The organism is Streptomyces sp. NBC_01363 (genome assembly GCF_026340595.1).
In the GTDB taxonomy this organism is placed as follows: domain Bacteria; phylum Actinomycetota; class Actinomycetes; order Streptomycetales; family Streptomycetaceae; genus Streptomyces.
Map to the genome: position 1 here is coordinate 2388341 of NZ_JAPEPF010000001.1, position 26876 is coordinate 2415216.

The 26876-nt window shown below is 71.5% G+C and carries 25 protein-coding genes and 1 pseudogene; 12 read left to right on the forward strand and 14 right to left on the reverse strand.

Annotation, left to right across the window (positions count from 1 at the left end):
* Positions 1 to 57: 57 nt before the first annotated feature.
* The gene (locus OG611_RS11190) at positions 58 to 300 is read left to right on the forward strand and encodes a hypothetical protein (protein ID WP_266418221.1); all 243 of its coding nucleotides are present in this window, start codon (positions 58 to 60) and stop codon (positions 298 to 300) included.
* A 102-nt stretch (positions 301 to 402) separates the two neighbouring features.
* Here OG611_RS11190 and OG611_RS11195 read toward each other — a convergent pair whose 3' ends face one another.
* From OG611_RS11195 to OG611_RS11210, 4 genes are all read right to left on the reverse strand, one after another.
* The gene (locus OG611_RS11195; RefSeq protein ID WP_266418223.1) at positions 403 to 1374 is read right to left on the reverse strand and encodes a threonine/serine dehydratase; all 972 of its coding nucleotides are present in this window, start codon (positions 1372 to 1374) and stop codon (positions 403 to 405) included.
* Positions 1375 to 1457: 83 nt separating this feature from the next.
* Complete coding sequence (locus OG611_RS11200; protein ID WP_266418225.1) at positions 1458 to 2660, reverse strand: hypothetical protein; 1203 nt, start codon at positions 2658 to 2660, stop codon at positions 1458 to 1460.
* Between the two features lie 33 nt (positions 2661 to 2693).
* Positions 2694 to 2966: a DUF397 domain-containing protein gene (locus tag OG611_RS11205; protein WP_266418226.1), complete on the reverse strand. Its 273-nt coding sequence runs from the start codon at positions 2964 to 2966 to the stop codon at positions 2694 to 2696.
* A complete protein-coding gene (locus OG611_RS11210) occupies positions 2923 to 3801 on the reverse strand; it encodes a helix-turn-helix transcriptional regulator (protein WP_266418228.1) in 879 nt (292 codons plus the stop codon). The genes OG611_RS11205 and OG611_RS11210 overlap by 44 nt, the downstream gene beginning before the upstream one ends.
* A gap of 117 nt (positions 3802 to 3918) precedes the next feature.
* Between OG611_RS11210 and OG611_RS11215 the strand changes: the two genes are divergently transcribed.
* Together OG611_RS11215 and OG611_RS11220 are read left to right on the forward strand one after the other, a co-directional pair.
* Positions 3919 to 4140: a hypothetical protein gene (locus tag OG611_RS11215; RefSeq protein ID WP_266418230.1), complete on the forward strand. Its 222-nt coding sequence runs from the start codon at positions 3919 to 3921 to the stop codon at positions 4138 to 4140.
* A complete protein-coding gene (locus OG611_RS11220; protein WP_266418232.1) occupies positions 4137 to 4508 on the forward strand; it encodes an ATP-binding protein in 372 nt (123 codons plus the stop codon). The genes OG611_RS11215 and OG611_RS11220 overlap by 4 nt, the downstream gene beginning before the upstream one ends.
* A gap of 24 nt (positions 4509 to 4532) precedes the next feature.
* Here OG611_RS11220 and OG611_RS11225 read toward each other — a convergent pair whose 3' ends face one another.
* Complete coding sequence (locus OG611_RS11225; protein WP_266418234.1) at positions 4533 to 7823, reverse strand: S41 family peptidase; 3291 nt, start codon at positions 7821 to 7823, stop codon at positions 4533 to 4535.
* Between the two features lie 190 nt (positions 7824 to 8013).
* Between OG611_RS11225 and OG611_RS11230 the strand changes: the two genes are divergently transcribed.
* Positions 8014 to 8586, forward strand: a complete 573-nt coding sequence (locus tag OG611_RS11230) for a TetR/AcrR family transcriptional regulator (RefSeq protein ID WP_266418236.1) — start codon at positions 8014 to 8016, stop codon at positions 8584 to 8586.
* A gap of 136 nt (positions 8587 to 8722) precedes the next feature.
* Entirely contained in the window at positions 8723 to 10939 is a 2217-nt protein-coding gene (locus tag OG611_RS11235; protein ID WP_266418237.1) for an MMPL family transporter, read from the forward strand.
* 164 nt (positions 10940 to 11103) lie between these two features.
* Here the strand turns inward: OG611_RS11235 and OG611_RS11240 are convergent, their stop codons facing one another.
* Complete coding sequence (locus OG611_RS11240; RefSeq protein ID WP_266418239.1) at positions 11104 to 11466, reverse strand: SsgA family sporulation/cell division regulator; 363 nt, start codon at positions 11464 to 11466, stop codon at positions 11104 to 11106.
* 177 nt (positions 11467 to 11643) lie between these two features.
* On the opposite strand from OG611_RS11240, the gene OG611_RS11245 reads away from it, so the two are divergent.
* The 5 genes from OG611_RS11245 to OG611_RS11265 all read left to right on the forward strand — a co-directional run bounded on the left by OG611_RS11245 (position 11644) and on the right by OG611_RS11265 (position 16333).
* Entirely contained in the window at positions 11644 to 12702 is a 1059-nt protein-coding gene (locus OG611_RS11245; protein ID WP_266418242.1) for an energy-coupling factor ABC transporter permease, read from the forward strand.
* Between the two features lies 1 nt (position 12703).
* Positions 12704 to 13465, forward strand: a complete 762-nt coding sequence (gene cbiQ, locus OG611_RS11250; protein WP_266418244.1) for a cobalt ECF transporter T component CbiQ — start codon at positions 12704 to 12706, stop codon at positions 13463 to 13465.
* On the forward strand, positions 13462 to 14244 hold the full coding sequence (locus tag OG611_RS11255; RefSeq protein WP_266418246.1) for an energy-coupling factor ABC transporter ATP-binding protein: 783 nt from the start codon (positions 13462 to 13464) through the stop codon (positions 14242 to 14244). The genes cbiQ and OG611_RS11255 overlap by 4 nt, the downstream gene beginning before the upstream one ends.
* Positions 14245 to 14372: 128 nt before the next feature.
* Complete coding sequence (locus OG611_RS11260; RefSeq protein WP_266425757.1) at positions 14373 to 15536, forward strand: serine hydrolase domain-containing protein; 1164 nt, start codon at positions 14373 to 14375, stop codon at positions 15534 to 15536.
* On the forward strand, positions 15533 to 16333 hold the full coding sequence (locus OG611_RS11265) for an SDR family NAD(P)-dependent oxidoreductase (protein ID WP_266418248.1): 801 nt from the start codon (positions 15533 to 15535) through the stop codon (positions 16331 to 16333). The genes OG611_RS11260 and OG611_RS11265 overlap by 4 nt, the downstream gene beginning before the upstream one ends.
* A 32-nt stretch (positions 16334 to 16365) precedes the next feature.
* Here OG611_RS11265 and OG611_RS11270 read toward each other — a convergent pair whose 3' ends face one another.
* The gene (locus OG611_RS11270; protein WP_266418250.1) at positions 16366 to 17358 is read right to left on the reverse strand and encodes an Lrp/AsnC family transcriptional regulator; all 993 of its coding nucleotides are present in this window, start codon (positions 17356 to 17358) and stop codon (positions 16366 to 16368) included.
* Between the two features lie 292 nt (positions 17359 to 17650).
* Between OG611_RS11270 and OG611_RS11275 the strand changes: the two genes are divergently transcribed.
* Entirely contained in the window at positions 17651 to 19216 is a 1566-nt protein-coding gene (locus OG611_RS11275) for an MFS transporter (RefSeq protein ID WP_266425759.1), read from the forward strand.
* A gap of 87 nt (positions 19217 to 19303) precedes the next feature.
* Here OG611_RS11275 and OG611_RS11280 read toward each other — a convergent pair.
* From OG611_RS11280 to OG611_RS11310, 7 genes and pseudogenes are all read right to left on the reverse strand, one after another.
* A pseudogene (locus OG611_RS11280) lies at positions 19304 to 19514 on the reverse strand (DUF397 domain-containing protein).
* Positions 19515 to 19661: 147 nt separating this feature from the next.
* A complete protein-coding gene (locus OG611_RS11285; protein ID WP_266418252.1) occupies positions 19662 to 20513 on the reverse strand; it encodes a DMT family transporter in 852 nt (283 codons plus the stop codon).
* Entirely contained in the window at positions 20510 to 21007 is a 498-nt protein-coding gene (locus OG611_RS11290; RefSeq protein WP_266418254.1) for a YbaK/EbsC family protein, read from the reverse strand. The genes OG611_RS11285 and OG611_RS11290 overlap by 4 nt, the downstream gene beginning before the upstream one ends.
* 64 nt (positions 21008 to 21071) lie before the next feature.
* Positions 21072 to 21209 carry a hypothetical protein gene (locus OG611_RS11295; protein WP_266418256.1) on the reverse strand — a complete coding sequence of 46 codons (138 nt, stop codon included), beginning with the start codon at positions 21207 to 21209 and terminating at the stop codon, positions 21072 to 21074.
* Between the two features lie 58 nt (positions 21210 to 21267).
* Positions 21268 to 22905 carry a penicillin-binding transpeptidase domain-containing protein gene (locus tag OG611_RS11300; protein WP_266418258.1) on the reverse strand — a complete coding sequence of 546 codons (1638 nt, stop codon included), beginning with the start codon at positions 22903 to 22905 and terminating at the stop codon, positions 21268 to 21270.
* Between the two features lie 192 nt (positions 22906 to 23097).
* Positions 23098 to 23958, reverse strand: coding sequence for an alpha/beta fold hydrolase (locus tag OG611_RS11305; protein ID WP_266418260.1), 861 nt, complete (start codon positions 23956 to 23958; stop codon positions 23098 to 23100).
* A 96-nt stretch (positions 23959 to 24054) separates the two neighbouring features.
* Positions 24055 to 25821 carry a dolichyl-phosphate-mannose--protein mannosyltransferase gene (locus OG611_RS11310; protein ID WP_266418262.1) on the reverse strand — a complete coding sequence of 589 codons (1767 nt, stop codon included), beginning with the start codon at positions 25819 to 25821 and terminating at the stop codon, positions 24055 to 24057.
* 53 nt (positions 25822 to 25874) lie between these two features.
* Between OG611_RS11310 and rsmI the strand changes: the two genes are divergently transcribed.
* On the forward strand, positions 25875 to 26771 hold the full coding sequence (gene rsmI / locus OG611_RS11315; protein ID WP_266418264.1) for a 16S rRNA (cytidine(1402)-2'-O)-methyltransferase: 897 nt from the start codon (positions 25875 to 25877) through the stop codon (positions 26769 to 26771).
* Positions 26772 to 26876 lie beyond the last annotated feature (105 nt).

The following is a 26876-nucleotide window of genomic DNA, read 5'->3' on the forward strand; positions in this document are numbered from 1 at the left end:
CGACGCTGAACGAGGTCCTCACGGACCGCCCCCAAGCACCCACTAGGAGTGAACAGCATGGGTATTGCAGACCAGTTCAAGGACAAGGCGCAGGAGCTCGCCGACCAGGCGAAGAAGAAGGCCGGCGAGGGCCGCAGCCAAGGCCAGGAGCGGACGCGCACCGAAGGCCAGGAGCGGATGCGCACCGAGGGCCGGGAGCGGACGCAGGCCGCGTCCGAGCGGGCCTCGAAGACGTCGCAGCAGGGCCGTGACAAGGCCCGGGGCGCCGCGGACGAGCTCCGCGAGCGCCGCGACCGCTGACGTCGCATCGCGACACCGCGCGTTGTCTGTGAGGGGCGTGCCCGGTTCTCCGGGCGCGCCCCTTCCGCGTGGCGCGGACCGGGACTTCCGGCGGCTCCGGTCTCAGTTCTCGGCCGGGTGCACCAGGTCGCCCGGGTCGGTGTTCGCCCCGCACAGCACTACGGCGACCCGCTCGCCCTCGCCCGGCCGGTAGCCGGGGCCCGGTGCGGTGAGCGCGGCCAGCGCGGTGGCGGCGGCGTGCTCGACGGCGACGCGGCGCTGGTCCCACAGCGCCTGGCGGGCGCGGACGATCTCCCCGTCCGGCACCAGGACGGAGCGGACGTCGTTCTCGCGGGTGGCGTGCAGGGCCAGGGCGGTGGCACGTCGGGCGCCGAGGGAGTCGACGGCGACCGACTCGACGGGGACGTCGACCGGCCGGCCGGCCTCGATGGCGGCGTTCAGCGCCCGACTGTTCTCCGGCTCGACGGCGACCGTGCGGATTCCGTGCTGCCGGGCGGCGGTGGCGACGCCCGCGAACAGACCGCCGCCGCCGACCGAGACCACCACGGTGTCCAGGCCGGGGATCCGGGCGTGGATCTCCTCCAGCAGGGTGCCGGCCCCGGCGGCGATCAGCGGGTGGTCGTAGGCGTGCGCGGCGAGCGCGCCGGACGAGGCGGCGAACTCCTCGCACGCTTCGAGGGCCTCGGCGTACTCCGCGCCGACCAGCCGCACGTCCGCCCCGAAGCCGCGCAGCTTGGCCACCTTCACCGCCGGGGCGGTGCTCGGCAGGAACACCGTGGCCCGTACGCCCTGCTGCTGGGCGGCCCACGCACAGGCCAGCCCGGCGTTGCCGCCGGAGGCGATGGTCACCCCCGCGTCCGGCAGGGTGCCCGCCTCGCGGTGGGCCTGGATGAAGTTCTGCGCGCCGCGCGCCTTGAAGGAGCCGGTGTACTGCATGTACTCCAGCGCGTACCAGAGTTCGTAGGGCTGCTCGGGCCGCTCGGGCCGCTCGACGGGCGTGACGGTGACCGGGCGGATGTGCCCGGTGGTCCGGTCGGTGGCGGCCTTGATGTCGTCGTACGTGAGCTGGTCCACGTTGTTGCTCCTGCCGGGAGTCGGGCCGGGAGGCCGGGATGGTGCGGGTACTAGTTTCGCGGAAGCAACTTCTGACCTGGGCGTCACGGGGGCCCGGAACCGAGCAGCGTAAAGGCTCCGTACACCCCCGACGCGAGCGCCGCCACGCCCACGACCACCGCCGGAACCATCCTTCGCCGGGCGCCCGCCAAGGCCACCGCAGCCGGCAGCAGCAACGGAAACGCGGGCATCATCAGCCGGGGCCTGGAGCCGAAGTAGCCGGACCCGATCAGTGAGATCACGACCACCACGACGCAGTAGACGATCACGGGCGGAGGTTGGCGCGGCCGTTGCCGTAGGCACAGCCACACCATCCAGAAGAGGAGGGCGAAGGCTGCGCACAGTCCGAGTCCCGCGAAGACGTTGCGGCCGAACTGTTCCACCACGAAGGCGGCCAGCGCCGCCCCTCCGTCGATCTTGTTGTTCCAGGCTGCCTGGACATCGAAGTACGCGAACGGGTTCCTCTCCCGCACGGCCACGAAGACGATGTACGACAGCCAGCCCAGCGGGGCCAGACAGACACCCACCGCCATCCGCCGGTGTGTCCGGAGCGGTTCGTCTCCGCCCCGCGCGGTGACCAGCCGCCACATCGCAGTGACGCCGATCGCTGCGATCAGCGCGGCCGCGATCGGCCGGGTGAGCCCGGCGCCGACGCACAGCACCCCCGCCGTGATCCATCTGTCGGTCAGAACGGCGTACAGCGCCCAGGCCGCCAGCGCCGTGAACAACGTCTCGGTGTACGCCATGGACTGCACGAACGCGGTCGGGTACGCCCCCCAGAGCACGGCCAGCAGTATTCCCGCCCGGCGCCCGTACAGCCGCGCACCCACGGCGAAGATGCCACCGGCGGCGACGAGCGAGGCGAGCCAGGAGATCAACAGGCCCGCGCCGGCTGTGCCGAGGGGCGGGAACAGGGCGGACAGTCCCCGCTCCAGCGCGGGCAGGAGCGGGAAGAAGGCCAGATCGGAGTGGAAGGTGCCGTCCGGGAGCCGGACCCCGTAGCCGTATCCGTGCTCGGCGATCCGCTGGTACCAGACCGAGTCCCAGCGGCCCGTCAGCCGGTGCATTCCGTCCTTGCCGGTGACGGAGGCGGTGATCAGGAGGATCGCGATACCGGTAAGCCGTACGGCGACGTAGCCCAGCAGCGCGGGCGCGGCGTAGCGGAGTGCATTCGCCGGCGAACGGGACGCGGAACCTGGCCGCAGGGCGGCGGCCCATGAGGGGGGTACGGCCTTGGTCTCGGGCATGCTCGAAAGTATGCCCGGGGCGCTGCGGCGGGGTCAGGGCGCCTTGACGGCCTCGACGAACGGCGTCCAGGCGGACGCGGCGATGACGAGCGCCGGGCCTTCGGGACGCTTGGAGTCGCGGACGGGGACGATGCCGGGGTGACCATCCGCGACTTCGAGGCAGTTGCCACCGTCGCCGTTGCTGTGGCTGCTCTTGCGCCAGGTGGCGAACCCCTCGGCGACTTCGACGCAGTCGCCGCCGGAGGAGTTGCTGTGGCTGCTCCTACGCCAGATCGCGGCGCTCAAGTCGATTGGGGTGCACACCATTTCGGTATTCCTCTGCCGCTTTCTCGATCATGGCGAGGGACACCTCCGGCGGCAAGGCGGTGGCCCTCAGGAGATCGTACGACCTCCCGTATTGCTTCACGAGGCCCGGATCGTCGACGGTAACTCCGTGGTGCTGGCCCTCCGTGTAGGCGAACGGGGGAGCGTCCGCGAAGTCCAGAATCAGGGCGTTGCCCAGCATGAGGGGGTGCGCTCCCGCGTTCCACGGAAGGATCTGCGTAAAGATCCGACCGCGCTTGGTGAGCTCGGCGATGTGGTCGAGTTGCTCGGCCATCTGCTGCGACGGCACGATCGGCAGTCGCAGCAGGGACTCGCTCAGGATGTTCCAGTACTGCGGGATCCGGTGGCTCCGCTCGAAGAGCTGCGCTCGCTCCAGCCGCGCGCCGACCTTCACTTCGGTCTCTTCCCGAAGCTCCGGAAGCCGCTCGGCGCAGATAACGGCCTCCGCGTACGACCTCGTCTGGAGCAGGCCGGGAAAGACGGTCGGAGACCACTGCTCGATGGTCTCGGCGCGCTTCTCCGCGTCCAACACGCGCTCGAAATACTCCGCGTGCCCCTTGCGCCGGGCCTTCCGCACGTCCCCGCACCGCCGCTGGAAGAACCCGTCCGTCCTCAGTACCCGGTCCACATGCTGCGCCAGGTCGAGGGGCATCCGCCGGTGACCGTGCTCGATCTCGCTGAGGTACGTGATGCCGTAGAAGCTGCCGTCCACCAGCTTCTCCAGGGTCAGGCCCGCCTCCTCCCGCTTGAAGCGGAGTTCCTTGCCGTAGAACTGCGGGACGCCCGCCGAGCCGTCGATCTCCTTGCGTGTGGCCACTGTTGACCGCCTTTCGCGCTGTGCGTTGTGGAGCGGGAAGCCCTTTCACGGTAGAGGTCCATGCGGCAGCGTGTGAGGCGTTCGTCACAGTCAGCAACGAAAGGTGGACTTCCCCCCATGGACGACACGTACGACCTCACCGGCAACGACATCGGCACGGACATCGACGCACTCCGCGCCGCGCTCGCCGCGCACGGCATCACGCTGCCGTCGCTCGGTGTCGATCCGCTGACCCTCGCCGGATGGACGACCCGGCCGCCACTGGTCGCGCTCGGCAACTGCAATGTGGCGACCGCGCGCCGCATGGCCGAGGTGCTGCGCTCGGCGGCCGGGGGATGACTCCGCTGCCGCTCACGGTGGATCTGCTCGCCGTGCCGAAGGCCGTACCGGAGATGCGGCGCACCCTGCGGGAGCGGTGCGGGGGTGCGGACTCGCCCGATCTGCTGCTCTGTGTCGGCGAGTTGCTGACCAATGTGATCGTGCATCTCGGTGAGGGGACACCGGTCACGCTGCGGGTGGCCGGTACGTGTTCCGGCCGGGTCCGGGTCGAGCTGAGCGATCCCGAACCGTGCGCCTGGCCGACGCTCCGCACCGCCGGTCCCGGCGACGAGTCGGGGCGGGGACTGTCGCTCGTGGACGCGTTGGCGCTGCGGTGGGGCGTCGACCAGGGGCCGTACGGGAAGACGGTCTGGTGCGAGTTGCGCTGAGCGGTTCCGGCTACGGGACAGCCCTCAGCGCGGCGGCAAGGGGGGCCGTCGCCGGTCCGGGACGTCGTCGTACGTCGGTGGGGTCGCGGCCGGTTGGGCGCCCAGCAGGTCCAGGGCCACCTGGACCGCGTCGTCCAGTACCGCGTACCGGCCCTCCGCCCAGTCCAGGGGGGTGCGCAGTGCCTCCAGGTCCGGTTCGACGCCGTGGTTCTCGACCGACCAGCCGTAGGTGTCGAACCAGGCCGCGTTCATCGGCACCGTGATCACCGTGCCGTCGCCCAGCCGGGTCCGGCCGGTCATGCCGACGACGCCGCCCCAGGTCCGCTGGCCCACCACCGGGCCGAGCTTCAGCAGGCGGAACGCGGCGGTGATCATGTCGCCGTCGGAGGAGGTCGCCTCGTCGGCCAGGGCGACCACCGGGCCGCGCGGGGCGTTGGAGGCGTAACTGACCGGCTGGGCGTTGCGGGTCAGGTCCCAGCCGAGGATCGTGCGGGTCAGCTTCTCGACCACCAGCTCGCTGATGTGACCGCCCGCGTTGCCGCGCACGTCGACGATCAGGGCCGGCCGGGACACCTCCAGGCGCAGGTCCCGGTTGAACTGGGCCCAGCCCGATCCGCCCATGTCGGGGATGTGCAGGTAGCCGCACTTGCCGCCGCTCAACTCCCGTACGACTTCACGGCGTTTGGCCACCCAGTCCTGGTAGCGCAGCGGCCGTTCGTCGACCAGCGGTACGACGGCGACGCGGCGGGGGCGGCCCTCGCCCTCGACCGGGCGGAAGGTGAGCTCGACCGTGGTGCCGCCCGCCGCCGTGAGGAGGGGGTACGGGCCGGCGACCGGGTCGACCGGGCGTCCGTCGACATGGGTGAGGACCGCGCCCTCCCGGATGCCCGTACCGGCCAGCGGGGAACGGGCCTTGGAGTCGGAGGAGTCGCCCGGCAGGATGCGCCGGACCGTCCAGTCGCCGTCCCGGCACACCAGGTTCGCGCCGAGCAGGCCGATCGCCCGCTGGTAGTGCGGCGGGCCCTCGTTGCGGCGGGCCGGGGTCACGTACGCGTGCGAGGTGCCCAGTTCGCCCAGGACCTCGCGCATCAGGTCGGCGAACTCGTCGGGGGAGGCGACCCGTTCGACGAGCGGGCGGTACTGGTCGAGCACGCCGGTCCAGTCGATGCCGCACATGTCCGGCTCCCAGAAGTAGGAGTGGATGATGCGGCCGCCCTCCTCGTACGCCTGCCGCCACTCGGCCGCCGGGTCGACCTCGTGCAGGATGCGGCGCAGGTCGAGGTAGACCGTCGAGTCGCTGTCGCCGGTCTCGGTGGCGGGGACGGCGCGCAGCTCGCCCTCGTCCATGACGACCAGCCGGGTCGCGTCGCCGCTGACCGCGAACCAGTCGAGGTGGCCGACCAGTTCGGTCTTCCTGGCCTTGGTGATGTTGAAGTGTTCGAGGGTGGGGCGGCCCGACATGTCCGCCGGGTTGGCGAAGGTCTCGCCGAGCGCGCCGGAGATCGGCCAGCGCAGCCAGACCAGGCCGCCGCCGCTCACCGGGTGCAGGGCCGAGTACTTCGACGCGGAGACCGGGAAGGGCGTCACCCGGTTCTCCAGGCCCTCGAACTCGACCGTGACGGTCGAAGGGCCCTCGCCGGTACCGGCGTCGGGGATGTCGTCGGCCGGGTCGAGACCGCCCGCCGCCGGGCGCCCCTCGGGGGACAGGGCGAAGGGGGAGGGCGTGGCGGACGAGAGCGGCACCAGGTACGGGCGGCAGCCCAGGGGGAAGGAGAGGTCGCCGGTGTGGACGTCGTAGACCGGGTCGAAGCCGCGCCAGGAGAGGAAGGCGAGATAGCGGCCGTCGCCCGTGAAGACGGGATTCTCGTCCTCGAAGCGGCCGTTGGTGACATCGACGATCACGGGCGCGCCGGTGCCCAGGATGCGGGCCAGCTTGATCTGGCGCAGCGAGCGGCCGATCCCGGGGTGCGACCAGGTCAGCCAGGCGCCGTCCGGCGAGAACGCCAGGTCGCGGACGGGGCCGTTGATGGAGCGGATCAGCTCGGTGGGTTCGCCGGTGGAGGTCTCCTCGTCGGTGTCCAGGAGCAGCAGCCGCCCGTCGTTCGTCGCGATGGCCAGCCGCTCGCCGTCCGGGTCGGCGATCAGCTCGTGCACCCGGCCGAGCTGCCCGGAGGCCAGTCGGCGCGGCCCGCGGTCGCCGCTGGCGCGCGGCAGGTAGGCGATCTCGATCGCGTCCTCGCCGTCGGCGTCCGTGACGTAGGCGACCTGGCCGCCGCTGCCGAGCATCTCGGGCAGCCGGACCCGGACCCCGGGGGTGTCGGCGATGGTGCGGGCGGGGCCGTCGCGGTGGGTGAGCCAGTACAGGCTGCCGCGTACGGTGACCGCGCTGGCCCGGCCCGTCTCGTCCACGGAGAGCGAGTCGACGTGGCTGGCGGCGGGCACCTGGTACGGGCGCCGTCCGGTGCGCGGCCCGCCCAGCCGGACCTCCAGCTTCCGCGGCAACGCGTTCGGTGACGCCAGGTCGTCCACCAGCCACAGATCGCCCGCGCACTGGTAGACCACCCGGTGCCCGTCACTGGAGGCGTGCCGGGCGTAGAAGGCGTCGTGGTCGGTGTGGCGGCGCAGATCGGTGCCGTCGGGCCGGCAGGAGTACAGATTGCCGACGCCCTCGTGGTCGGAGAGGAACGCGATCCGGTCACCGACGAACATCGGTGAGGCGAGATGGCCACCGATGTCCGGCAGCAGCCGCTTGCCGTGCAGCCAGAGCCGGCCGGTCGCGCCGCCCCGGTACCGCTTCCAGGCAGCCGGTTCGTGCGGGGGTGTACCGGTGAGCAGCAGGGTGCGCCGCTCGCCGTCGATGTCGGAGACCGCGATGTCGGCGACCGGGCCCCAGGGCAGCTTGCCGCCGGGGCTGCCGTCGGTGGGGACGCTGTAGGCCCAGGAGATGTGCGAGAACGGCTGGTTGTGCGAGGACACGGCGAGGATGTGGGAGGAGTCCCCGGGGTCGGGGGTCCAGCCGCAGACCCGGGTGTCCGTCGAGCCCCAGTAGGTGAGCCGGCGTGCCGGGCCGCCGTCGACCGGCGCGAGATGGATCTCGGGATCGAGGCTGCGCCAGGTCGTGTACGCGATACGGCTGCCGTCGGGGGAGAAGCGCGGGTGGCTGACCCTGGTGCGGTCGACGGTCAGCCGCCACGCGCGGCCGGGCCGCTGCCCCTCGGGCGCGAGGGGGGCGACCCAGAGGTCGTCCTCGGCCGCGAAGCAGAGCAGGTCGTCGTGGAGGTGCGGGAAACGGAGATACGCGACGTCGTCACTCACCCTCCAATGCTTTCCGCGCGGGAGGGCCCCGGCAACTCGTGGTGCCGGACCAGTTGTGGTGCGGAACACAAGCGAAACGATTTCGTTTCGCTGGACGGGCGGGGTACCGTCGATGTGTACGAAACAGTTTCGTTCGATTGACTGGCGTACGAGCAACTGAAGTTTGAGCACCCGAACAGGAGGTCGAGACATGGCACGCACCCGGCTCACGCCCGAGCGCGAGAGCGAGCTGTACGCCGCCGTGCTCGACCTGCTCCGCGAAGTCGGCTACGACGCCCTGACCATGGACGCCGTCGCCGCTCGTACCCGTTCCAGCAAGGCCACCCTCTACCGCCAGTGGGGGAGCAAGCCCGAGCTGGTCGTCAAGGCCCTGCGGCACAACAAGCCGGTGACCCTCGGTGAGATCGACACCGGGTCGCTGCGCGGTGACTTCCACGCCGCACTGAACCGCAGCGACGACTGCCAGATGGAGAAGAACTCCGCGCTGATGCGGGGTCTGGCCCATGCCGTCCACGACAATCCCGATCTGCTCCAGGCCCTGCGCGAGCTGCTGATCGAGCCGGAGATGACCGGCCTCGACCTGCTGCTGCGCCGAGCCGTGGACCGGGGCGAACTGCGTCCGGACAACCCGGCGCTGAAATATGTATCGCACATGCTGATCGGTGCCTTCACTGCTCGGCAGCTGGTCGATGACCGCGCCGTCGACCAGGCGTTCCTTACCGATTACGTCGACTCCGTGATTCTCCCCGCTCTCGGAGTCTGACCCCCCGGACCGCCCCGCGCGGTCCGTCCCCACCGCACGGCCCCCTCCCCAAGCCCCACCTGACACGCCGCTCTCGTCGTCGGGCTGGTTCCGCACGCCCTTTTTCCACTCACGACCTGACCGGGAGTTTCCCTCCGTGGCCACATTCCTCTACAAACTCGGACGGCTCGCCTTCCGGCGCCGCCGCTATGTCGCCCTGGTCTGGGTGGCACTGCTGGCGCTTGCCGGATTCGGCGCGGCCTCCGCGTCCACCGCCGCCTCCAGCTCCTTCTCGATCCCGGGCACGGAGGCGCAGCGCGCCTTCGACCTGCTGGAACAGCGCTTCCCCGGGGGCAGTGCCGACGGTGCGAGCGCCCGGGTCGTCTTCAAGGCCCCCGACGACCAGAAGATGACCGACCCGGCGAACAAGGCCGAGGTGAACAAGGTCATCGCCGAGCTGAAGTCCGGCTCCGACCAGATCGCCTCGGTCACCGACCCGTACGCGGCCGATGCCGTCAGCAAGAACGGTTCCACGGCGTACGTCTCGGTGTCCTACAAGGTCAACTCGATGGAGCTGACCGACGCGACCCGGGACGCCCTGGAGGACGCGGGCCACGCGGCGCAGAAGAGCGGGATGACCGTGGAGATCGGCGGTGACGCGCTCATGGTGATCCCGGAGACCGGGGTCACCGAGATCATCGGTGTCGCCATCGCCGCGGTGGTGCTGGTCATCACCTTCGGCTCGCTGATCGCCGCCGGGCTGCCGCTGCTCACCGCCCTGATCGGGGTCGGCATCGGTGTCTCGACGATCACCGCGCTGGCGAACGTGCTGGACCTGGGCTCCACCACCTCCACCCTCGCGATGATGATCGGCCTCGCGGTCGGCATCGACTACGCGCTGTTCATCGTCTCCCGCTACCGGGCCGAGCTGGCCGAGGGCCGGGAGCGCGAGGAAGCGGCCGGACGGGCCGTCGGCACGGCGGGGTCCGCGGTGGTCTTCGCCGGTCTCACCGTCGTCATCGCGCTGGTCGGCCTCGCCGTCGTGAACATCCCGATGCTGTCGAAGATGGGCTTCGCCGCGGCCGGTACGGTCGCCATCGCCGTCCTCATCGCGCTCACCCTGGTCCCGGCACTGCTGGGCTTCGCAGGCAAGCGGGTCATGGGGCGCAAGGCGCGCAAGGCCGCCGAGGCCCCGGCCGGGGCCGAGGAGAAGCCGAACATGGGCACCCGCTGGGCGCGGTTCGTGCTGCGCAAGCCGGTGTGGGTGCTGCTCGTCGGCGTCATCGGCCTCGGCACGATCGCCGTACCGGCCGCGTCCCTGGAGATGGGCCTGCCCGACGACGGCTCCCAGCCCACCAGCACCACCCAGCGGCGCGCCTACGACCTGCTCTCCGAGGGCTTCGGCCCCGGCTTCAACGGGCCGCTGATGGTCGTCGTGGACACCGAGGACAGCTCCGACGGCAAGACCGCCGCCAAGCAGGTCTCCGACGAGATCTCCGGCATCAAGGGCGTCGTCGCCGTCACCCCGGCCCAGTTCAACAAGGCCGGCGACGCCGCGATGATCACCGTCGTCCCGAAGGACCGCCCGAGCTCCGTCGAGACGGAGAACGTGGTCCACGCGATCCGCGACGCGGGCAAGGACATCAAGTCCGACACCGGCGCCGAGGTCCTGGTCACCGGTTCCACCGCGATGAACATCGACTTCTCGCAGAAGATGAACGACGCGCTGCTGCCGTATCTGGCGCTCGTCGTCGGACTGGCCTTCCTGCTGCTGATGGTGGTCTTCCGGTCGGTGCTGGTGCCGCTGAAGGCGGCCCTCGGCTTCCTGCTCTCGGTCGTCGCGGCCCTGGGCGCGGTCGTCGCGGTCTTCCAGTGGGGCTGGCTCGGCTCGCTCTTCGGGGTGGAGCAGACCGGTCCGATCATGTCGATGATGCCGATCTTCATGGTGGGTGTGGTCTTCGGTCTCGCGATGGACTACGAGGTCTTCCTCGTGACCCGGATGCGCGAGGCGTACGTCCACGGCGAGAAGCCCGGCCAGGCGATCGTCACCGGCTTCCGGCACGGTGCCCGGGTCGTCACGGCCGCGGCCGTGATCATGATGGCGGTCTTCGCCGGCTTCATCGGCTCCAGCGAGCAGATGGTCAAGATGATCGGCTTCTCGCTCGCCATCGCCGTCTTCTTCGACGCGTTCGTGGTCCGGATGGCGATCGTGCCCGCGGTCCTCGCCCTGCTCGGCCACCGCGCCTGGGCGCTGCCGCGCTGGCTGGACCGGATCCTGCCGAACGTGGACGTGGAGGGCGAGGGGCTGCGCGAGCAGCTCGACGAGACGCCCGGCGGCGAGGCCGGTGGTGAGCGGGAGCTGACCCGGGTCTGACCGGCGAAAAGGCCTCCGGGGTCCGCGTCCGAGCGGAGCGCGGCCCCGGAAGCGCCGGATACCTGTGGGGACGGGGGGCCGGGGCGATGAAGAAGCCCTCGTGCAGCGGCACGAGGGCTTCTGTCATGCGGATGCGCCATGTGGGTGAGCCGCGCGGGCGGAGCTCACGCGGGCGTCACGTCGTGCGCGGGTCTGGCGCCCCCGTCGGTGTGCGTACGGTGCAGAAAGCGGATCAGCGGCGCGTTGTCGAACTGCACCACCTCCACGCCTTCCTTCGAGTGGACCTCCACGACCAGCTGCGCCCGTCCGCAGGGCCACACGCGGACGCCACCGCGTTCGGTGGGGGAATGCAGCCCGCCCTCCAGCAGGTCGCGGCCGAACGCCCAGTCGGCGCCGCCGGGGAAGGAGACGTGGACGGTGCGCGGGTCCTTGTCGGCGTCGTACAGCAGGTCGACCGGGATCGCCGGGAGGTCGGGGGTGTCGTTGACGAGCCAGGCTTCTGCCTGCTCATGGATCACGGGGGGCATGGTCCGACTCCTCCTGTGCATACTGCTTCGCCATCCAATGTCCCATATTTTCCGTAAGGGGCGCGGCGAGCAGATGTGACGTAACCGCTCTTGCGAAGGGTTCGCAACAAGGTCCTATCATTGAGCGGTTCACGACATCGTCCGCAGCAACGCAGGACCGCAGGAAGCGGAGCCCCCATGCATGTACCCGACGGATTCATCGACGCGCCCGTCTCCGCCGCCGCCGGAGTCGTCGCGGCCGGTGCGGTCGCCGTCAGCCTGCGGGGCGCGCGGCGTGAGCTGGACGAACGCACCGCGCCGCTCGCCGGTCTCGTCGCCGCGTTCATCTTCGCCGTGCAGATGCTGAACTTCCCGGTCGCGGCGGGCACCAGCGGGCATCTGCTGGGCGGGGCGCTGGCGGCGATCCTGGTCGGGCCGTACACCGGCGTGCTCTGCGTCACCGTCGTCCTGCTCATGCAGGGCATCCTCTTCGCCGACGGCGGCCTCACCGCGCTCGGCGTGAACGTGCTCGACATGGGCATCACGACCACCGTCGTCGCGTACGCCCTCTTCCGAGGGCTGCTCGGGGTGCTGCCGCGGACCCGCCGCTCCGTGACCGTCGCGTCCTTCGTCGCAGCCCTGGTCTCCGTACCGGCCGCGGCCTGCGCCTTCACGCTGATCTACTGGATCGGCGGCACCACCGACATCCCGATCGGCAAGGTCTTCACCGCGATGGTCGGGGTCCACGTCCTGATCGGTATCGGCGAGGCCGTGATCACCGCGCTGACCGTCGGCGCCGTCATCGCCGTACGCCCCGACCTGGTCCACGGCGCCCGCGGACTCACCACCTCGCTCAAGCTCCGGGTCGACGGCGAACTCGTCGACGCCCCCGCCCGGCAGCCCCTCGCCCCGGTCGCCGCCCGCTCGCACCGGGGGATCTGGGCCACCGGCCTGGTCACCGCCCTCGTCCTGGCGGGCTTCGTCTCCTACTACGCCTCCGCCAACCCCGACGGCCTGGAGAAGGTCGCCGCTGACCAGGGCATCGACAAGAAGACCGAGGAACACGCGGCCAAGGACTCCCCGCTCGCGGACTACGGCGTCAAGGTCGTGTCCAACGCCCGGATCTCCGGCGGCCTCGCCGGAGTCATCGGCGTCGGGGCCACGATCGTGGTCGGCAGCGGGGTCTTCTACGTGGTCCGCCGCCGTCGTACGCAGGACGCCCCCGACGACACCACGCGCACCAGCGAAAACGTCTGACATGGGCGCGGGACACGCACACAAGCTCTACCGGCACGGTCACTCGCCCGTCCACGACCTGCCGCCGCACTGCAAGATCGCCGCAGCCTTCTGCTTCGTGGTGGTCGTCGTCTCGACGCCGCGCGAATCGGTGTGGGCGTTCGGGCTGTACGCGGTGCTGCTCGGCGCGATCACCGCGCTCGCCCGCATCCCGGCGGGCTTCCTGCTCAAACGGCTGCTCATCGAGGTGCCGTTCGTCGCGTTCGCGCTGCTCATGCCGTTCGTGGTGCCCGGCGAACAGACCCATGTCCTCGGCCTCTCCGTCAGCGTCCCCGGCCTCTGGGGCGCCTGGAACGTCCTGGCCAAGGGCACCCTCGGCGTCGCCGCGTCCGTGCTCCTCGCCTCCACCACCGAACTGCGCTCGCTGCTGCTCGGCCTCCAGCGGCTCAGGCTGCCGCCGCTGCTCGTCCAGATCGCCTCCTTCATGATCCGGTACGGCGACGTGATCACCGACGAGATGCGCCGGATGTCGATCGCGCGCCGCTCCCGGGGCTTCGAGGCGCGCGGGGTACGGCAGTGGGGTGTCCTGGCCAAGTCGGCGGGCGCCCTCTTCATCAGGTCGTACGAGCGCGGCGAACGCGTCCACCTCGCCATGGTCAGCCGCGGCTACGCCGGTTCCATGCCGGTCATCGACGAGGTGACCGCCTCCCGGACCCAGTGGGCGTACGCCGCCGCCCTCCCCGTGCTCGCCCTCGCGGTCTGTCTGCTGGGATGGTCCCTATGAGTCAGCCCACCGCCTCCGCCCCCGCCCCGTCACTGGAAGTCGGCGGCCTCGCGTACGCCTACCCCGATGGCCACCAGGCGCTCTTCGGGGTGGACCTCACGGTCGCCCGGGGCGAACGGGTCGCCCTGCTCGGCCCCAACGGCGCCGGCAAGACCACCCTCGTCCTGCACCTCAACGGCATCCTGGACGCCGGGGCGGGCACCGTCCGGGTCGCCGGTCTCCCCGTCGAGAAGCGCAACCTCGCCGAGATCCGCCGCCGCGTCGGCATCGTCTTCCAGGACCCCGACGACCAGCTCTTCATGCCCACCGTCCGCGAGGACGTCGCCTTCGGCCCGGCCGCCTCCGGACTGCGCGGCGCCGAGCTGGAGGAACGCGTCACCGAGGCGCTGACGCAGGTCGGCATGGCGGAGTACGCGAACCGGCCGCCGCACCACCTCTCCTTCGGCCAGCGCCGCCGCGTCGCCGTCGCCACCGTCCTCGCCATGCGACCGGAGATCCTCGTCCTGGACGAGCCGTCCTCCAACCTGGACCCGGCCTCGCGGCGCGAGCTCGCCGACATCCTGCGGTCCCTGGACGTCACCGTGCTCATGGTCACGCACGACCTGCCGTACGCACTGGAGCTCTGCCCGCGCGCGGTGATCCTCAGCGAGGGCGTCATCGCCGCCGACGACCGCACCCAGGACCTGCTCTGCGACGAGAAGCTGATGCGCCGCCACCGCCTGGAACTGCCCTTCGGCTTCGATCCGCGCTCCGTGACGGTGGACGCTCCGCGACGCTGAACGTTCCGTGTCCGCGAACGTTCCGAGCCGGTGAACGTTCCGGCGCTGTGAACATGAGGTGACCCGCCACACGTCCGACCCGCCACGGGATGCACCATGGGGGGATGAGCGGGAGCGCAGGAGCAGGCGTGGACGTACGGGGCACGGTGGCGGCCGGATTCGAGCCGGTCAGGGATGCCTTCATCCGTAACTTCGAGCAGCGCGGCGAACGCGGCGCGGCCGTCACGGTCTACCGGGACGGGCACAAGGTCGTCGACCTCTGGGCCGGCACGAGAGACGTCGACGGCGTCGAACCCTGGGCCGTCGACACCGTGCAGATCGTCCGCTCGGCGGGCAAGGGCATCGCCGCCGCCGTACCGCTGCTGCTGCACCAGCGCGGCCAGCTCGACCTGGACGCCCCGGTCGGCACGTACTGGCCGGAGTTCAAGGCGGCCGGCAAGGAACGCGTGCTCGTCCGCCACCTCCTCTCCCACCGGGCCGGCATCCCCGCGCTCGACTGCCCGCTGACCCCCTCCGAAGCTGCCGACGGGACCAGCGGACCGCAGGCCGTCGCCGCCCAGCGCCCCCAGTGGGAACCCGGCACCGACCACGGCTACCACGCCCAGACCTACAGCTGGCTCATCGGCGAACTGGTGCGCCGGGTCACCGGCCGCACCGTCGGTCGCTGGATCGCCGAGGAGATCGCCCGGCCGCTCGGCCTGGACTTCTGGTTCGGCCTCCCGGCGGACGAGGCGCACCGGGTCGGCCGGATCGGGCCCGTCGAACCACCCGCCGCCGCAGGCAACACCGGCATCCTGCGGGTGCGCCCCAAGCGCTCCGTCGCCGAGGCGTACCGCGATCCGCAGTCCCTCACCCGCCGCGCCTTCGGGGCCATCGACCCGCTCCCCGACGAGAACGACCCCGGCTACCGGGCGGCCGAACTCCCCGCCTCCAACGGCATCGCCACCGCCCGCGCGCTGGCCCGCTGCTACGCCGCGATGATCGGCCCGGTCGACGGCCACCGCCTGTTCGCCCCGGCCACCCTCACCCTGGCCCGTACCGAGGAGTCGGCGGGCCCGGACCGGGTCCTGGTCGTCAACACCCGTTTCGGCCTGGGCTACATGCTGCACGGCCCGTCGGCGCCGCTGCTCGCCCCCGGCTCCTTCGGCCACCCCGGCCGGGGCGGCTCGCTCGGCTTCGCCGACCCCGAATCCGGCATCGCACTGGGCTATGTGACGAACGGTCTGCAGAAGGGAGTCACCGCCGATCCCCGTGCCCAGGCCCTGGTCAGGGCAGTACGGTCGGCGCTATGACTCCTCCTCACTCCGCTGGTCCACGGTTCGACGGATACGGCGTGCTCATCACCGGCGCGGGCCAGGGCATCGGCGCGGCCACGGCCCGCCTGCTTGCCTCCGAGGGCGCGCGCGTCCTGGTGACCGACCTGGACGGCGACCGCGCCGAACGGGCCGCCGCGGCGATACGCGGGACGGGCGGTGCCGCCGAGGCGCTGCCCTGCGACGTGGCCGACCGGGCGGCCGTCGAGGCGGCGGTGGCCCACGCCGTCGCCGCCTTCGGCTCCCTCGACGTGCTGGTCAACAACGCGTACGCCTGCGCCGCCGACGCCCCGTTCTTCGAGGACGAGCCCGACGAGGCCTGGCAGCGCGACCTGGACATCACCCTCACCGGCCCCTACCGCTGCGCCCGCGCCGCCCTCCCGCACCTGGTGGCCTCCGGCCGGGGCGCGATCGTCAACATCGGCTCGGTCAACGGCGAACAGGACTTCGGCAACCACGGCTACAGCGCGGCCAAGGCGGGCCTGGGCAGCCTCACCCGCACCCTCGCGGGCCACGCGGGGCCGCGCGGCGTACGCGTCAACCTGGTCGCCCCCGGCACGATCCGCACGGACGCCTGGGCGGGCCGGGACGCGGAACTGTCCCGGGTGAGCGGCCTCTACCCGCTCGGCCGGGTCGGCGAACCGGAGGACATCGCGTCCGCCGTCGCCTTCCTCGCCTCGCGCGACGCGGCCTGGATCACGGGCACGACGCTGCGCGTGGACGGCGGGCTGACGGCGGTCAACTACGGCTTCCGGGACGCGGTTTCGGGGGCCTGACCGATGCGGCCCGGGTTCGCCCCGCGCCCGGGTCAGGCGAGCGCGGGGTGGATGAGCCGCCCGTTGAGGATGAGGGAGGCGGCCTGCTTGAGGCGGCGCACGCGCACACTGATCTCGTAGCCCCTGATGCCCTCGGTACGGGCGAAGCGGCCGCTGAGGTAGCGGTAGAAGTCCGGGGTGTCCTTGCAGATGACCACGGCCATGATGTTGTGCTTGCCGCTGATGGCGGCGGCGAAGGCGCACTCGTCGTGCCCGCTGAGCTCCTCGCCGATCTCCTGGAGCCGAGGCAGGTCGACCTGGAGCCAGAGGGTGGCGTTGAGCTTGTAGCCGAGGCGTTCGGGCACGGTGTCGATGTCGTAGACCAGCGAGCCGGTCGTTTCGAGGGCCTCCAGCCGACGGGCCACGCGCGGCTTGGACCAGCCGGTGGCCTCCGCGAGCCGGGTGTGGGAGGCGCGGCCGTCCTCCGCCAGCGCTTCGAGGAGCGGGCGGTCCACCTCGGTCGGGGTGAGCGGGGGCCCGGCGGGGATGGGGCGCTCCGCAGTCAGCAGCCGCACCTGCTCCTCGGTGAGCGAGCCCTCCCGCCCGGTCCAGCCGGCCGTGTCCGGGGAACCGAAGGCGTGGACGAGAAGATCGACGTTCAGGTCGAGGACCGAGGCCGCCCGGGGAAGCTGCCGCAGCAGCACGTCGTCGCCGGCGGTCCCGGCGGGCGAACGGATGATGCAGATGATCTCCGAACCGCCCGACGCGATGCTCGTGTACGCGACCTCCGGCCTGCGGGCCAGGGAATCCGCGAGCGGCCCCACGGCGTCCGGGCGGCAGCGCAGCCGCGCGATCCACTCGGACCGGCCGTGGGCGGCGGGGCTGCTCAGCCCGACGACGCGGACGACGCCGCCGCGGCGCAGGGCGCTGTAGCGGCGCGCCACGGTCTGCTCGGACACCCCGACGACCTCGCTGAGGCGGCGGAAGGAAACCCGCGGCGAGCAGTTCAGCCCATGGATGATTTTGCGGTCCAGATCGTCAGGCATGGATGAATGGTCACATAGGCGGCGCTCCATCCGGAGGTTCCATGACGTTCGCCGGGATCGCTTGGGGATTCATCGACGGTCGGGGCGAAGCTGGTCGGCGGCTTTGCGGGTGATCCGGCGGACCGCGCGGAACGCGGTGGTACGCCGGTGCGCCCGGGAGCGGGCGCACGCCGGACGGCGGTGCTCACATCGCAACCGGTGCCCGCGCGGCACCCACCTCCGCAGCAGAAGGAACCTCTTCGTGAATTCCGCAACGACACAGGACAGATCAGGGCGGGGCGTCACGCTCGTCATGGCCTGCCTGGGCGTCTTCGTCGCCTACCTCCCCGTGACCACCGTGTCGGTGAGCCTGCCGGCCGTCCAGCGGGCTCTGGGCGCCTCCACGTCCCAGCTGTCCTGGGTCTCGGACGCCTTCGTGCTGCCGATGGCCGCGCTGATCCTGACCACCGGGGTGTGGGGCGACGTCCACGGCCGCAAGCGGGTCTTCCAGGCGGGCATGGCCTTCTGTGCGCTGGGCGCGGCGATCTCGCTGTCCTCGGACTCGGTGCAGGCCCTGTGGGCAGGGCAGGCCGTCTCCGGGCTGGGGGCGGCGGCGCTGCTGCCCACGACGCTGGCCCTGATCAGCCACGCGGTCCCCGACCACCGGGAACGGGGCAGGTTCATCGGCCTGTGGGTCATGTCCCTGATGGCCTCGCTCGCCGTGGGCCCGCTGATCGCGGGTGCGCTGCTGGAGCACGTCGCGTGGCGCTGGATCTTCCTCCTGCCCGTGCCGGTCTCCCTGATCGTGCTGGTTGTCGCGGCGTTCCTGCTGCCCGACTCGCGCGCCCCGCACGGCCGCCGGCTCGACTGGCCCGGACAGATCAGTGCGGCCGTCGCGGTCACCGCGGTCGTCTACGGCGTGATCGAGGGCGGCGCGGACGGCTTCGGCGAGCCCGCCGTGGTGACGGCCCTGGTGCTCGGCGCGGTATCCGCCGCCGTCTTCGTCGCCGTGGAGCGCCGCAGCGCGAGCCCGATGCTCGACCTGGCGCTGTTCCGCAGCCCGGCCTTCACCGCCACCGCCCTGGTCGCCATGATCAGCTTCCTCGGGCTGATCGGCTTCTTCTTCGTGCTGAGTCTCTACTTCGGCATGGTCCAGCACCTGACCACGATCGAGGCGGCGCTGCGGATGGTGATGGTGTCCGGGGTGGCCCTCGTCGTCGGCGCGCCCATCGGACGCCTGATGCACCGGGTCTCTGCCCGGGTCCTGATCACCACGGGCCTGGTCGTCTCGGCGGGCGCGATGCTCTCGCTGACCGGCGTCGACGCCCACACCTCCTACGGCTCGATCGTCTGGCGGCTGGCCCTGCTGGGCCTCGGCATGGGCGCCGTGCTCACCCCGATGACCGCCTCCGCGGTGTCCTCCGTCCCGTACCACCTGGCCGGGATGGCCGCCGCCGGGAGCAACGCCTTCCGCCAGGTCGGTGGAGCCCTCGGCCCCGCCGTGCTCGGCGCCCTGCTGACCACCCAGGCCCTCGACGCGCTGCCCGGCCGCCTCGCCGACGCGGGGGTGCCCGCCGAGGCCGGTGCCCGCGTCCTCGACACCGCCCGCGAGCAGGGACTCGGCGCCGTGGCCGGGCTCGACCTGGACGCCGCCACCGGACCGGCCCTGACCGCCCTGGGCGACTCCTTCCTCGACGGCATGCGGCTGTGCCTGACCGTCTCGGCCTCGCTCGCCCTGCTGGCCGCCCTCGCCTGCGCCGTGCTCCTGCGCCCGGCCGCCAGGCCGACGGCCCCGGCAGCCCCGGCAGCCCCGGCGGCCGGGGAGACGTCGGCTACCGGGGAAACGCCGACCCGCCCGGCGCCGGTCCCGGTGAGCTGAGCGCGGCGGGACCCGGAGCATCGGCTTCCGGACGCCCGACCGCCCCGCCATGCGTGGCACGGCGGGGCGGTGTGGGGTCGGTCCAGGTCAGACGGCGCCGAACTCCCCGGCCTTGACGCCCGCGACGAAGCTGGCGAAGGAGGTGGGGGGAGGTGTGCAGCACGGGCCCGCCGGGGTTCTTGGAGTCGCGAACGGGGACGATGCCGTGCGGGGCGACGAGGTTGGCGGCGACCTCGACGCAGTCGCCGCCGTTGCTGCTGTAGGAGGACTTGAACCAGCGAGAGGATTCGGCTGTCACGGGATGTCCTTCCGTAGGAGGCGGAGCTGCGAAAGCGACCTACCCACACGACGCAACGCCCATGGCGGGGAGAGGCATGGGTGAGAACTCTCAGCGTGCGGACTCCGGATCCGTACCGCCCCTGAAGCCGCCCCTGCACCGTCGTGCTCAACTCGTGTGCAGCATCAGCCCGATGCCGACCACCATCAGCCCCGCCGCCGCGATCCGCGGTGCGCCGAACCGCTCCTTGAAGAACAGCGTCCCGATGGCCGCTCCGACGATGATCGACGACTCCCGCAGGGCCGCGATCGGGGCCAGTGCCGCCCGGGTCTGGGCCCACAGGACGAGGCCGTACGCCGTCACCGACAGGGCCGCGCCCAGCAGTCCGCGTACGGCGAACGGGCGGAGGGCGGGCAGGAGTTCGGCGCGGCGGCGGTACAGCGCGTAGGCCGGGATGGCCAGGCCCTCCAGGATCATCAGCCAGGCGATGTAGCCGAGCGGGGTGCCGGAGGCGCGGACGCCGACGCCGTCCACCGTGGTGTACCCGGCGATGGCCAGGCCGGTCGCGAGGGCGGCCAGCAGGGCCGGCCAGTCGGGGCGCCTGCCGGAGCCCCGGATGCCCCAGAGGGCCAGCCCGACCAGCCCCGCCGAGGCCACCGCGACTCCGGCGGTGGCCCAGCCGTCCGGGTGCTCGCCGACGAAGACCGCGGCGAGGACCGTCACCACCAGCGGCGCCGTGCCCCGGGCGATCGGGTACATCTGCCCGAAGTCGCCCAGGGTGAACGAACGCATCAGCAGCAGCATGTACGCCACATGGAGCGCGGCCGAGACCAGCAGATACGGCCAGGCCCCGGCGGCCGGGAACGGGACGAAGCAGGCGGCGGCCGCGCCGATCAGCAGACCGCCGCCGGAGATCAGGGTGAAGGAGAGGAGCTGGTCCTTGATCGCGTGCGCGATGGCGTTCCAACTGGCGTGCGTGACCGCCGCGATCAGGACCGCGAACGCGACCAGCGGCGTCATTTCGACTGCTCGCGCACGTCCACCACGGTTCCGCCGGCGTGCCCGATCAGCGACGTGGGGTCCAGCGGGAAGACGGTGTGCGGGGTGCCCGCCGCCGCCCACACCACGCCGTGGTCCAGCAGCCCCCGGTCGGCCAGCACCCGGGTCTTCGTACGGTGCCCGAAGGGCGGTACGCCACCGATCGCGTACCCGGTCGTCTCCCGGACCAGATCGGCCCCGGCCCGCTTGACCTTCCCGGCGCCCAGCTCCGCGCGCACCCGCTCCACGTCGACCCGCGAGGAGCCGTCCATCAGGACCAGCACGGGGGACCCGTCGGCCTCGAAGATCAGCGACTTGACGATCTCGCTCAGCTCGCAGCCGATCGCGGCGGCGGCCTCGGCGGCGGTACGGGTGGCCTCGGGGAACCTGCGGACCTCGACATCGAGTCCCAACTCCCGCAGGGCCTCGGCGAATCGGGGGTGGGCTTCGGCGGCGGTGGCATCGGAAGTGCTCATGCCCCGCACGCTAGCGAACCCCGTGCGGGGCATGCGACGGGGTTCCACGCGCGCGGGGCGACGGTCACCGCTCCTTGGCGTAATTCACCACGCAGCCGACGGTCAGCAGCACCCCGAACACCCCTACGGCCAGCATCCCGAGGACCTTGAGAAGCCCCATACCGTCCGCCGCGCCCCTGACCGCACCCGCGATTCCGCCCACGGACGCGCACATTCCGAGCACGAACGTGCGCGACCCCCGGGGCCCGGCAGCAGTCATCTCACGACCCCGCGCGAAGGACCGCCGCGACCACCGGGCCCGCCGCGTCGCCGCCGTGGCCGCCGGACTGGACGACCGCGGCGGCGGCCAGGTCGTTGCTGAAGCCGGTGAACCAGCTGTTGGACGTGGCCTGGCCGTCCACCTCCGCCGAGCCCGTCTTGGCACCCTTGTCGCCGCCGACCGAGGCCATGGCATTCCTTCCGGTGCCCCAACTCGCGGTCTGGCGCATCATGTTGGTGACCTGCTGGGATACGTACCCGGGCAGTGAACGGGACGCGGTGGCGATCGGCCGGCCGTCGAGTTCCGGGGCCACGATGATCGGCTGGTGGAAGGTGCCGGTCTTCGCGGTGGCGGTGATGGACGCCATGTTGAGGGCGTTCATCTGGACCGTGCCCTGCCCGATGTACTGCGCGGCGGCCTCGCCCTGGGTCTCCTCGGGCACGCTGCCGTCGAAGGAGACGACGCCGGTCTGCCAGTCCAGGCCGATCCCGAAGACGTCGCGGGCCTCCTTGGCGAGCGCCGCGTCGTCCTTCGTGTCGTCGATCAGCTTGATGAAGGCCGTGTTGCAGGAGCGGGCGAAGCTGGTCGTCAGGGTGCCGTCGGGGATGGAGAAGTCGTCCAGGTTCTTGAAGGTGCGGCTGTAGTACGTCGCGGTCGGCGGGCACTCGATCTTCTGGTCGGCCGAGGCGAGGCCCTTCTCGATCAGCATCGCCGCCGTCACGATCTTCATCGTCGAACCGGGCGCCTGCTTGCCCTGCATCGCCGCGTTGAAGCCGGTGGCCGGGTTGTTGGCGACCGCGCGGATCGCGCCCGTGGACGGCTGGACCGCGACCACCGAGGCCTGGCTGAACTTCTTCACGGCCATCTCGGCCGCCGCCTGGGCGTTGGCGTCCAGGGTGGTCCGCAGCTTGCCCGGCCTGCCCTTGGTGAGGGTCAGCAGGGTCTTGTCCGGGCTGCCCGCGTCCGCGCCCTCGATCCAGGTCTCGATGCCCGCGGTGCCGCCGGCCTTCTCGCCGTACTTCTCGCGCAGCGCGTCCAGGATCGAGCCCAAGGAGGGGTACTTCTCCTTGGTGAGCGCCCTGCCGTTGTGGTCGACGGCCTCGATCGACGGGGCCGCCGCCTCACCCGTCTTGAGCGACGCGCCGTCCGTCAGGTCCGGGTGGATCACGGTGGGGGACCAGTCCACCAGGGGCCTGCCGGTGGTCAGTCCGCGCACCACGGTCAGCTCGGAGGAGTACGACCAGGGCTTGGACGTGCCCTCGAAGGAGACGGTCGCCTTCACCGTGTACGGCACCTTCGAGCCGACCGCGGGGCCCGGGGTGATCACCGCCTCGGTGACGTGGGCGCTCTCGCGGTAGTCCGTGAGGACCGACCCGGCCTCGGCCGCGTTGTTGGTGAGCTGGGACGCGGTGTCCGAGTCGCCGCTCGCCCAGGCCTGGAGGAACTTCTTGGACGCGTCGCCGATCTCCGCCTTGGTGACCGGGCCCGTCTTCACCTCGGCGGAGGCGGACTTGCTGCCCGTACCGTCGCCGCCCCCGCCGCCCAGCCCGTCCAGGATGTTGTACGCCCCGTAGCCCACCCCGCCGACCACGACCGCGAACACTCCGCCGACTATCGCAACCTTCGCTCCACTGCGCATGCCTGCAGTCCCCCTCCCCAGGAGTCCCCCTTGAACGTGTTCAAGGGGATGCTGCTGGGCACCCTACGGGACGGTGGTGAGGGCCGGGACGGTTGTTATCGGAACGCGATACGGGTGACGCGAACACGCCGATCCGGGCATCCGGGCGCGCCATCACGGGTGTCCGCCCGCCCCGGCGTCCCGGTCGAAGCGCTACGGGCCCACCGCGCCCCGCACGAATCCCCGAAGGTGCGCGCGTGCGGCATCGGGCTGTTCGAGCCAGGGTTCGTGGCCCGCGCCGTCGACCCGGGTCAGTGGCACATCCAGCCGGAGCGCGAGCGATTCGAGTGCCGACAGCGGGCGGGGGTCATCGGCACCGCCGAGGATCTCCACCCGCGCGGGCAGGCACCCGCGCAGCTCGTCGAGGTGCTGGTCGAGCGGGTCCGCACGTCCTTCCTCGCCGAGGTCACGGTTCATGAGCCAGTTGACGGGGCGGCGTTGCCGGGCACCCTGCGCGGCCCAGTGCCAACCGCGTTCGGGATCGGCGTGGTCGGTGAACCAGGACAACGTGAGCAACTCGACTTCCTGGTCCTCCGTGCGGTGCGGCAACCGCTGCAGCGCGCGGAGTCGCTCCTGTTGCGTCGCGGACATGCGGCGGTCGCGTTCCGCCCGGTCCCCCGTGCGCCACTCGCCGACGAACGGCCCGCACATCAGCAGCATCGCGGCCACCCGGTCCGGGTGGGCCATGCAGAACCGGCCGGCCAGGGTGGCGCCGTAGGAGTGCCCGATCAGTACGGCCGCAGGCGCGTCCCATACGTCGAGAAGCTCAGCGAGGTCGTCGACATGCCGGGCGAAGGTATGGCGACCCTGCCACGGGGACCCGCCCGTGCCGCGCTGGTCGTAGCGGTACACGGGCGCGAGGTCCGCGATCATCGGGGCGACGCCGCCCAGGTAGTCCGGCAGACCTGGGCCGCCGTGGAGCATGACCACGGGTGGCTTCAGGGTCGTGTCCCCCAGCGCCACCCAGCGAATTCGGGCCTCGTCGGTCATCGACGCGAGGCCCCGGGTCTCCATCGGATTCACCGTGGAGAACCTACGGACACCGATGACGGCCGGCAACCGTCGAGAGGCCGCAGTCGACGACTGCGGCCTCTCGACGGTTCCACCCAGCTAGATCCAGGTGTCCAGCCACATCCGGTCGCGCCAGGAACCGTCGGGGATCGGCGTGCCCGTGTAGATCGGCCAGAAATAAATGAAATTCCAGATGATCAGCAGGACCAGGACGCCCGCCGCAATCGCGCCCAGCGTCCGCCGGCGCTCGCCCGAGGGATCGCCGGTCATCAGGCCCAGCTCCTGTTTCGGCCCGGTCCCGGCCGCCGGGCCCAGCATCGCGCCGATCATCATCGTCACCGCGAGACACAGGAACGGCACGAACACGACCGCGTAGAAGAGGAAGATCGTCCGCTCCTGGTAGAGGAACCAGGGCAGCCAGCCCGCCGCCACACCGCAGGCGATCGCACCCGCCCGCCAGTCGCGCCGGAAGAACCACCGCCACAGCACGTACACCAGGGCGAAGCACGCCGCCCACCACAGCAGCGGTGTCCCGATCGCCAGCACCTCGCGCGCGCACTTGCCGGTCTCCGACGCCTTGCAGCCCGGCTGTTCCTTCCAGAAGTACGAGACGGGCCGGCCGAGCACGATCCAGCTCCAGGGATTGGACTGGTAGGTGTGGCCGGACGTGAGGTTCACATGGAATTCGTAGACCTGGTACTCGTAGTGCCACAGGCTGCGCAGCCAGTCCGGCAGCCATGTCCAGTTGCCGCCCCGGCCGTCGGTCTGCGCCCAGTTCCGGTAGTAGCCCTTGCCGGTGACGATCCAGCCGGTCCAGGAGACGAGATACGTGAGGAGCGCGACCGGGACCGTCGAGACGAACGCGGGCAGCAGATCCCGCTTCAGCACCGCCAGGTACGGACGGACCGCGCCCGCGGTCCGGCGCGCGCCCACATCCCACAGCACGGTCATCAGGCCGAAGCCGACCATGATGTACAGGCCGTTCCACTTGGTGGCGAAGGCCAGCCCCAGCATCAGGCCCGCGGTGATCCGCCAGGGACGCCAGCCGAGCCGCAGATTCTCCGCGACCCCCGCGTCGGGGCGCAGCACCCCCTCCTCGTCGACCGGCAGCGCCGCGGCGAGTCTGCGCCGCGCCCAGTCGCGGTCGATCAGCAGCGCGCCGAACGCCGCCAGCACGAAGAACATCAGCACCAGGTCGAGCAGCGCGGTGCGGCTCATCACGAAATGCAGACCGTCGACGGCGAGCAGGGTGCCCGCCAGACAGCCCAGGAACGTCGAGCGGAACAGCCGCCGCCCGATCCGGCACAGCATCAGCACCGACAGCGTGCCGAGCACCGCCACCATGAACCGCCAGCCGAACGGCGTGAACCCGAAGAAGTGCTCACCGAGCCCGATGATCCACTTGCCGACCGGCGGGTGCACCACATAGCCCGGGTCCACCGGGATGTGCACCTTCGACGGGTCTTCGAGGATCAGCTTGTCGATGTCCTTGGGCCAGTCGCCCTCGTACCCCTGGTTGATCAGGGCCCAGGAGTCCTTGGCGTAGTACGTCTCGTCGAATATCAGCGCGTGCGGGCTGCCCAGATTCCAGAACCGCAGCACCCCGGCGACCAGCGCCACCAGCAGCGGACCGCCCCACGCCGACCACCGCACCAGGCGCTCGGCCATCGGCGGGGAGATCCCGAGCACTGCCCACAGCTGGGCGCCGGGCCTGGTGAACGGCGGGACAAGCCGCTCGCGCAGCCCGATCCCGGGCCGGGGCGAATGGCCGAAGCGGCGCAGCCGCTGCTGCCAGGAGGCCGGTTCTTCGCCGTGCGGTTCCCCGGCGTCTTGGCCCTGTCGGGCTTCGGGCGCAGTACTCGTCACCGCGCCATCGTAGGGAACGCTTCTGTGCGAGCGCTGTCGCCCGTGCTGGGAGGATGGCTCTTGTGACTGGAACGACTGGAACGCTGGTACTCGCAGGAACCCCCATCGGCGATGTGGCGGACGCCCCGCCACGCCTTGCCGCCGAACTGGAGACGGCGGACGTCGTCGCCGCCGAGGACACCCGGCGGCTGCGCCGCCTCACCCAGGCGCTCGGCATCCACACCACCGGGCGGGTCGTCTCCTACTTCGAGGGCAACGAGTCGGCCCGTACGCCCGAACTCGTCGAGGCGCTGACCGGCGGCGCCCGCGTCCTGCTGGTCACGGACGCCGGGATGCCGTCCGTCTCCGACCCCGGCTACCGGCTCGTGGCCGCCGCCGTGGAGAAGGACATCAAGGTCACCGCGGTCCCCGGCCCGTCCGCCGTGCTGACGGCGCTCGCCCTGTCCGCGCTGCCCGTCGACCGCTTCTGCTTCGAGGGCTTCCTGCCCCGCAAGGCGGGCGAACGGCTCGGCCGACTGCGCGAGGTCGCCGACGAGCGCCGGACCATGGTCTTCTTCGAGGCCCCGCACCGGCTCGACGACACCCTCGCCGCGATGGCCGAGGTCTTCGGCGCCGACCGCAGGGCCGCCGTGTGCCGGGAGCTGACCAAGACGTACGAGGAAGTGAAGCGCGGCCCGCTGGGCGAGCTGGCGGTCTGGGCGGCCGAAGGAGTACGCGGCGAGATCACCGTCGTCGTCGAGGGCGCGGCCGAATCCGGGCCCGAGGAACTGGACGCCGAGGAACTGGTACGCAGGGTGCGGGTGCGCGAGGAGGCGGGGGAGCGGCGCAAGGAGGCGATCGCCGCCGTCGCCGCCGACGCGGGGCTGCCCAAGCGCGAAGTGTTCGACGCGGTCGTCGCGGCAAAGAATGCGGCGCGAACCGTACCCGCGGAGGGCAAAGGACTAGCGTAAAAAGCAAAGCCAGAGTCGCGCAACGCACCTTTCTGCCACGAGAAGGCCAAAAGCGCTCCAACAGTCGACAGGGCCCGATGCGTTCCTGCCAGTAAAGGCGTCCAC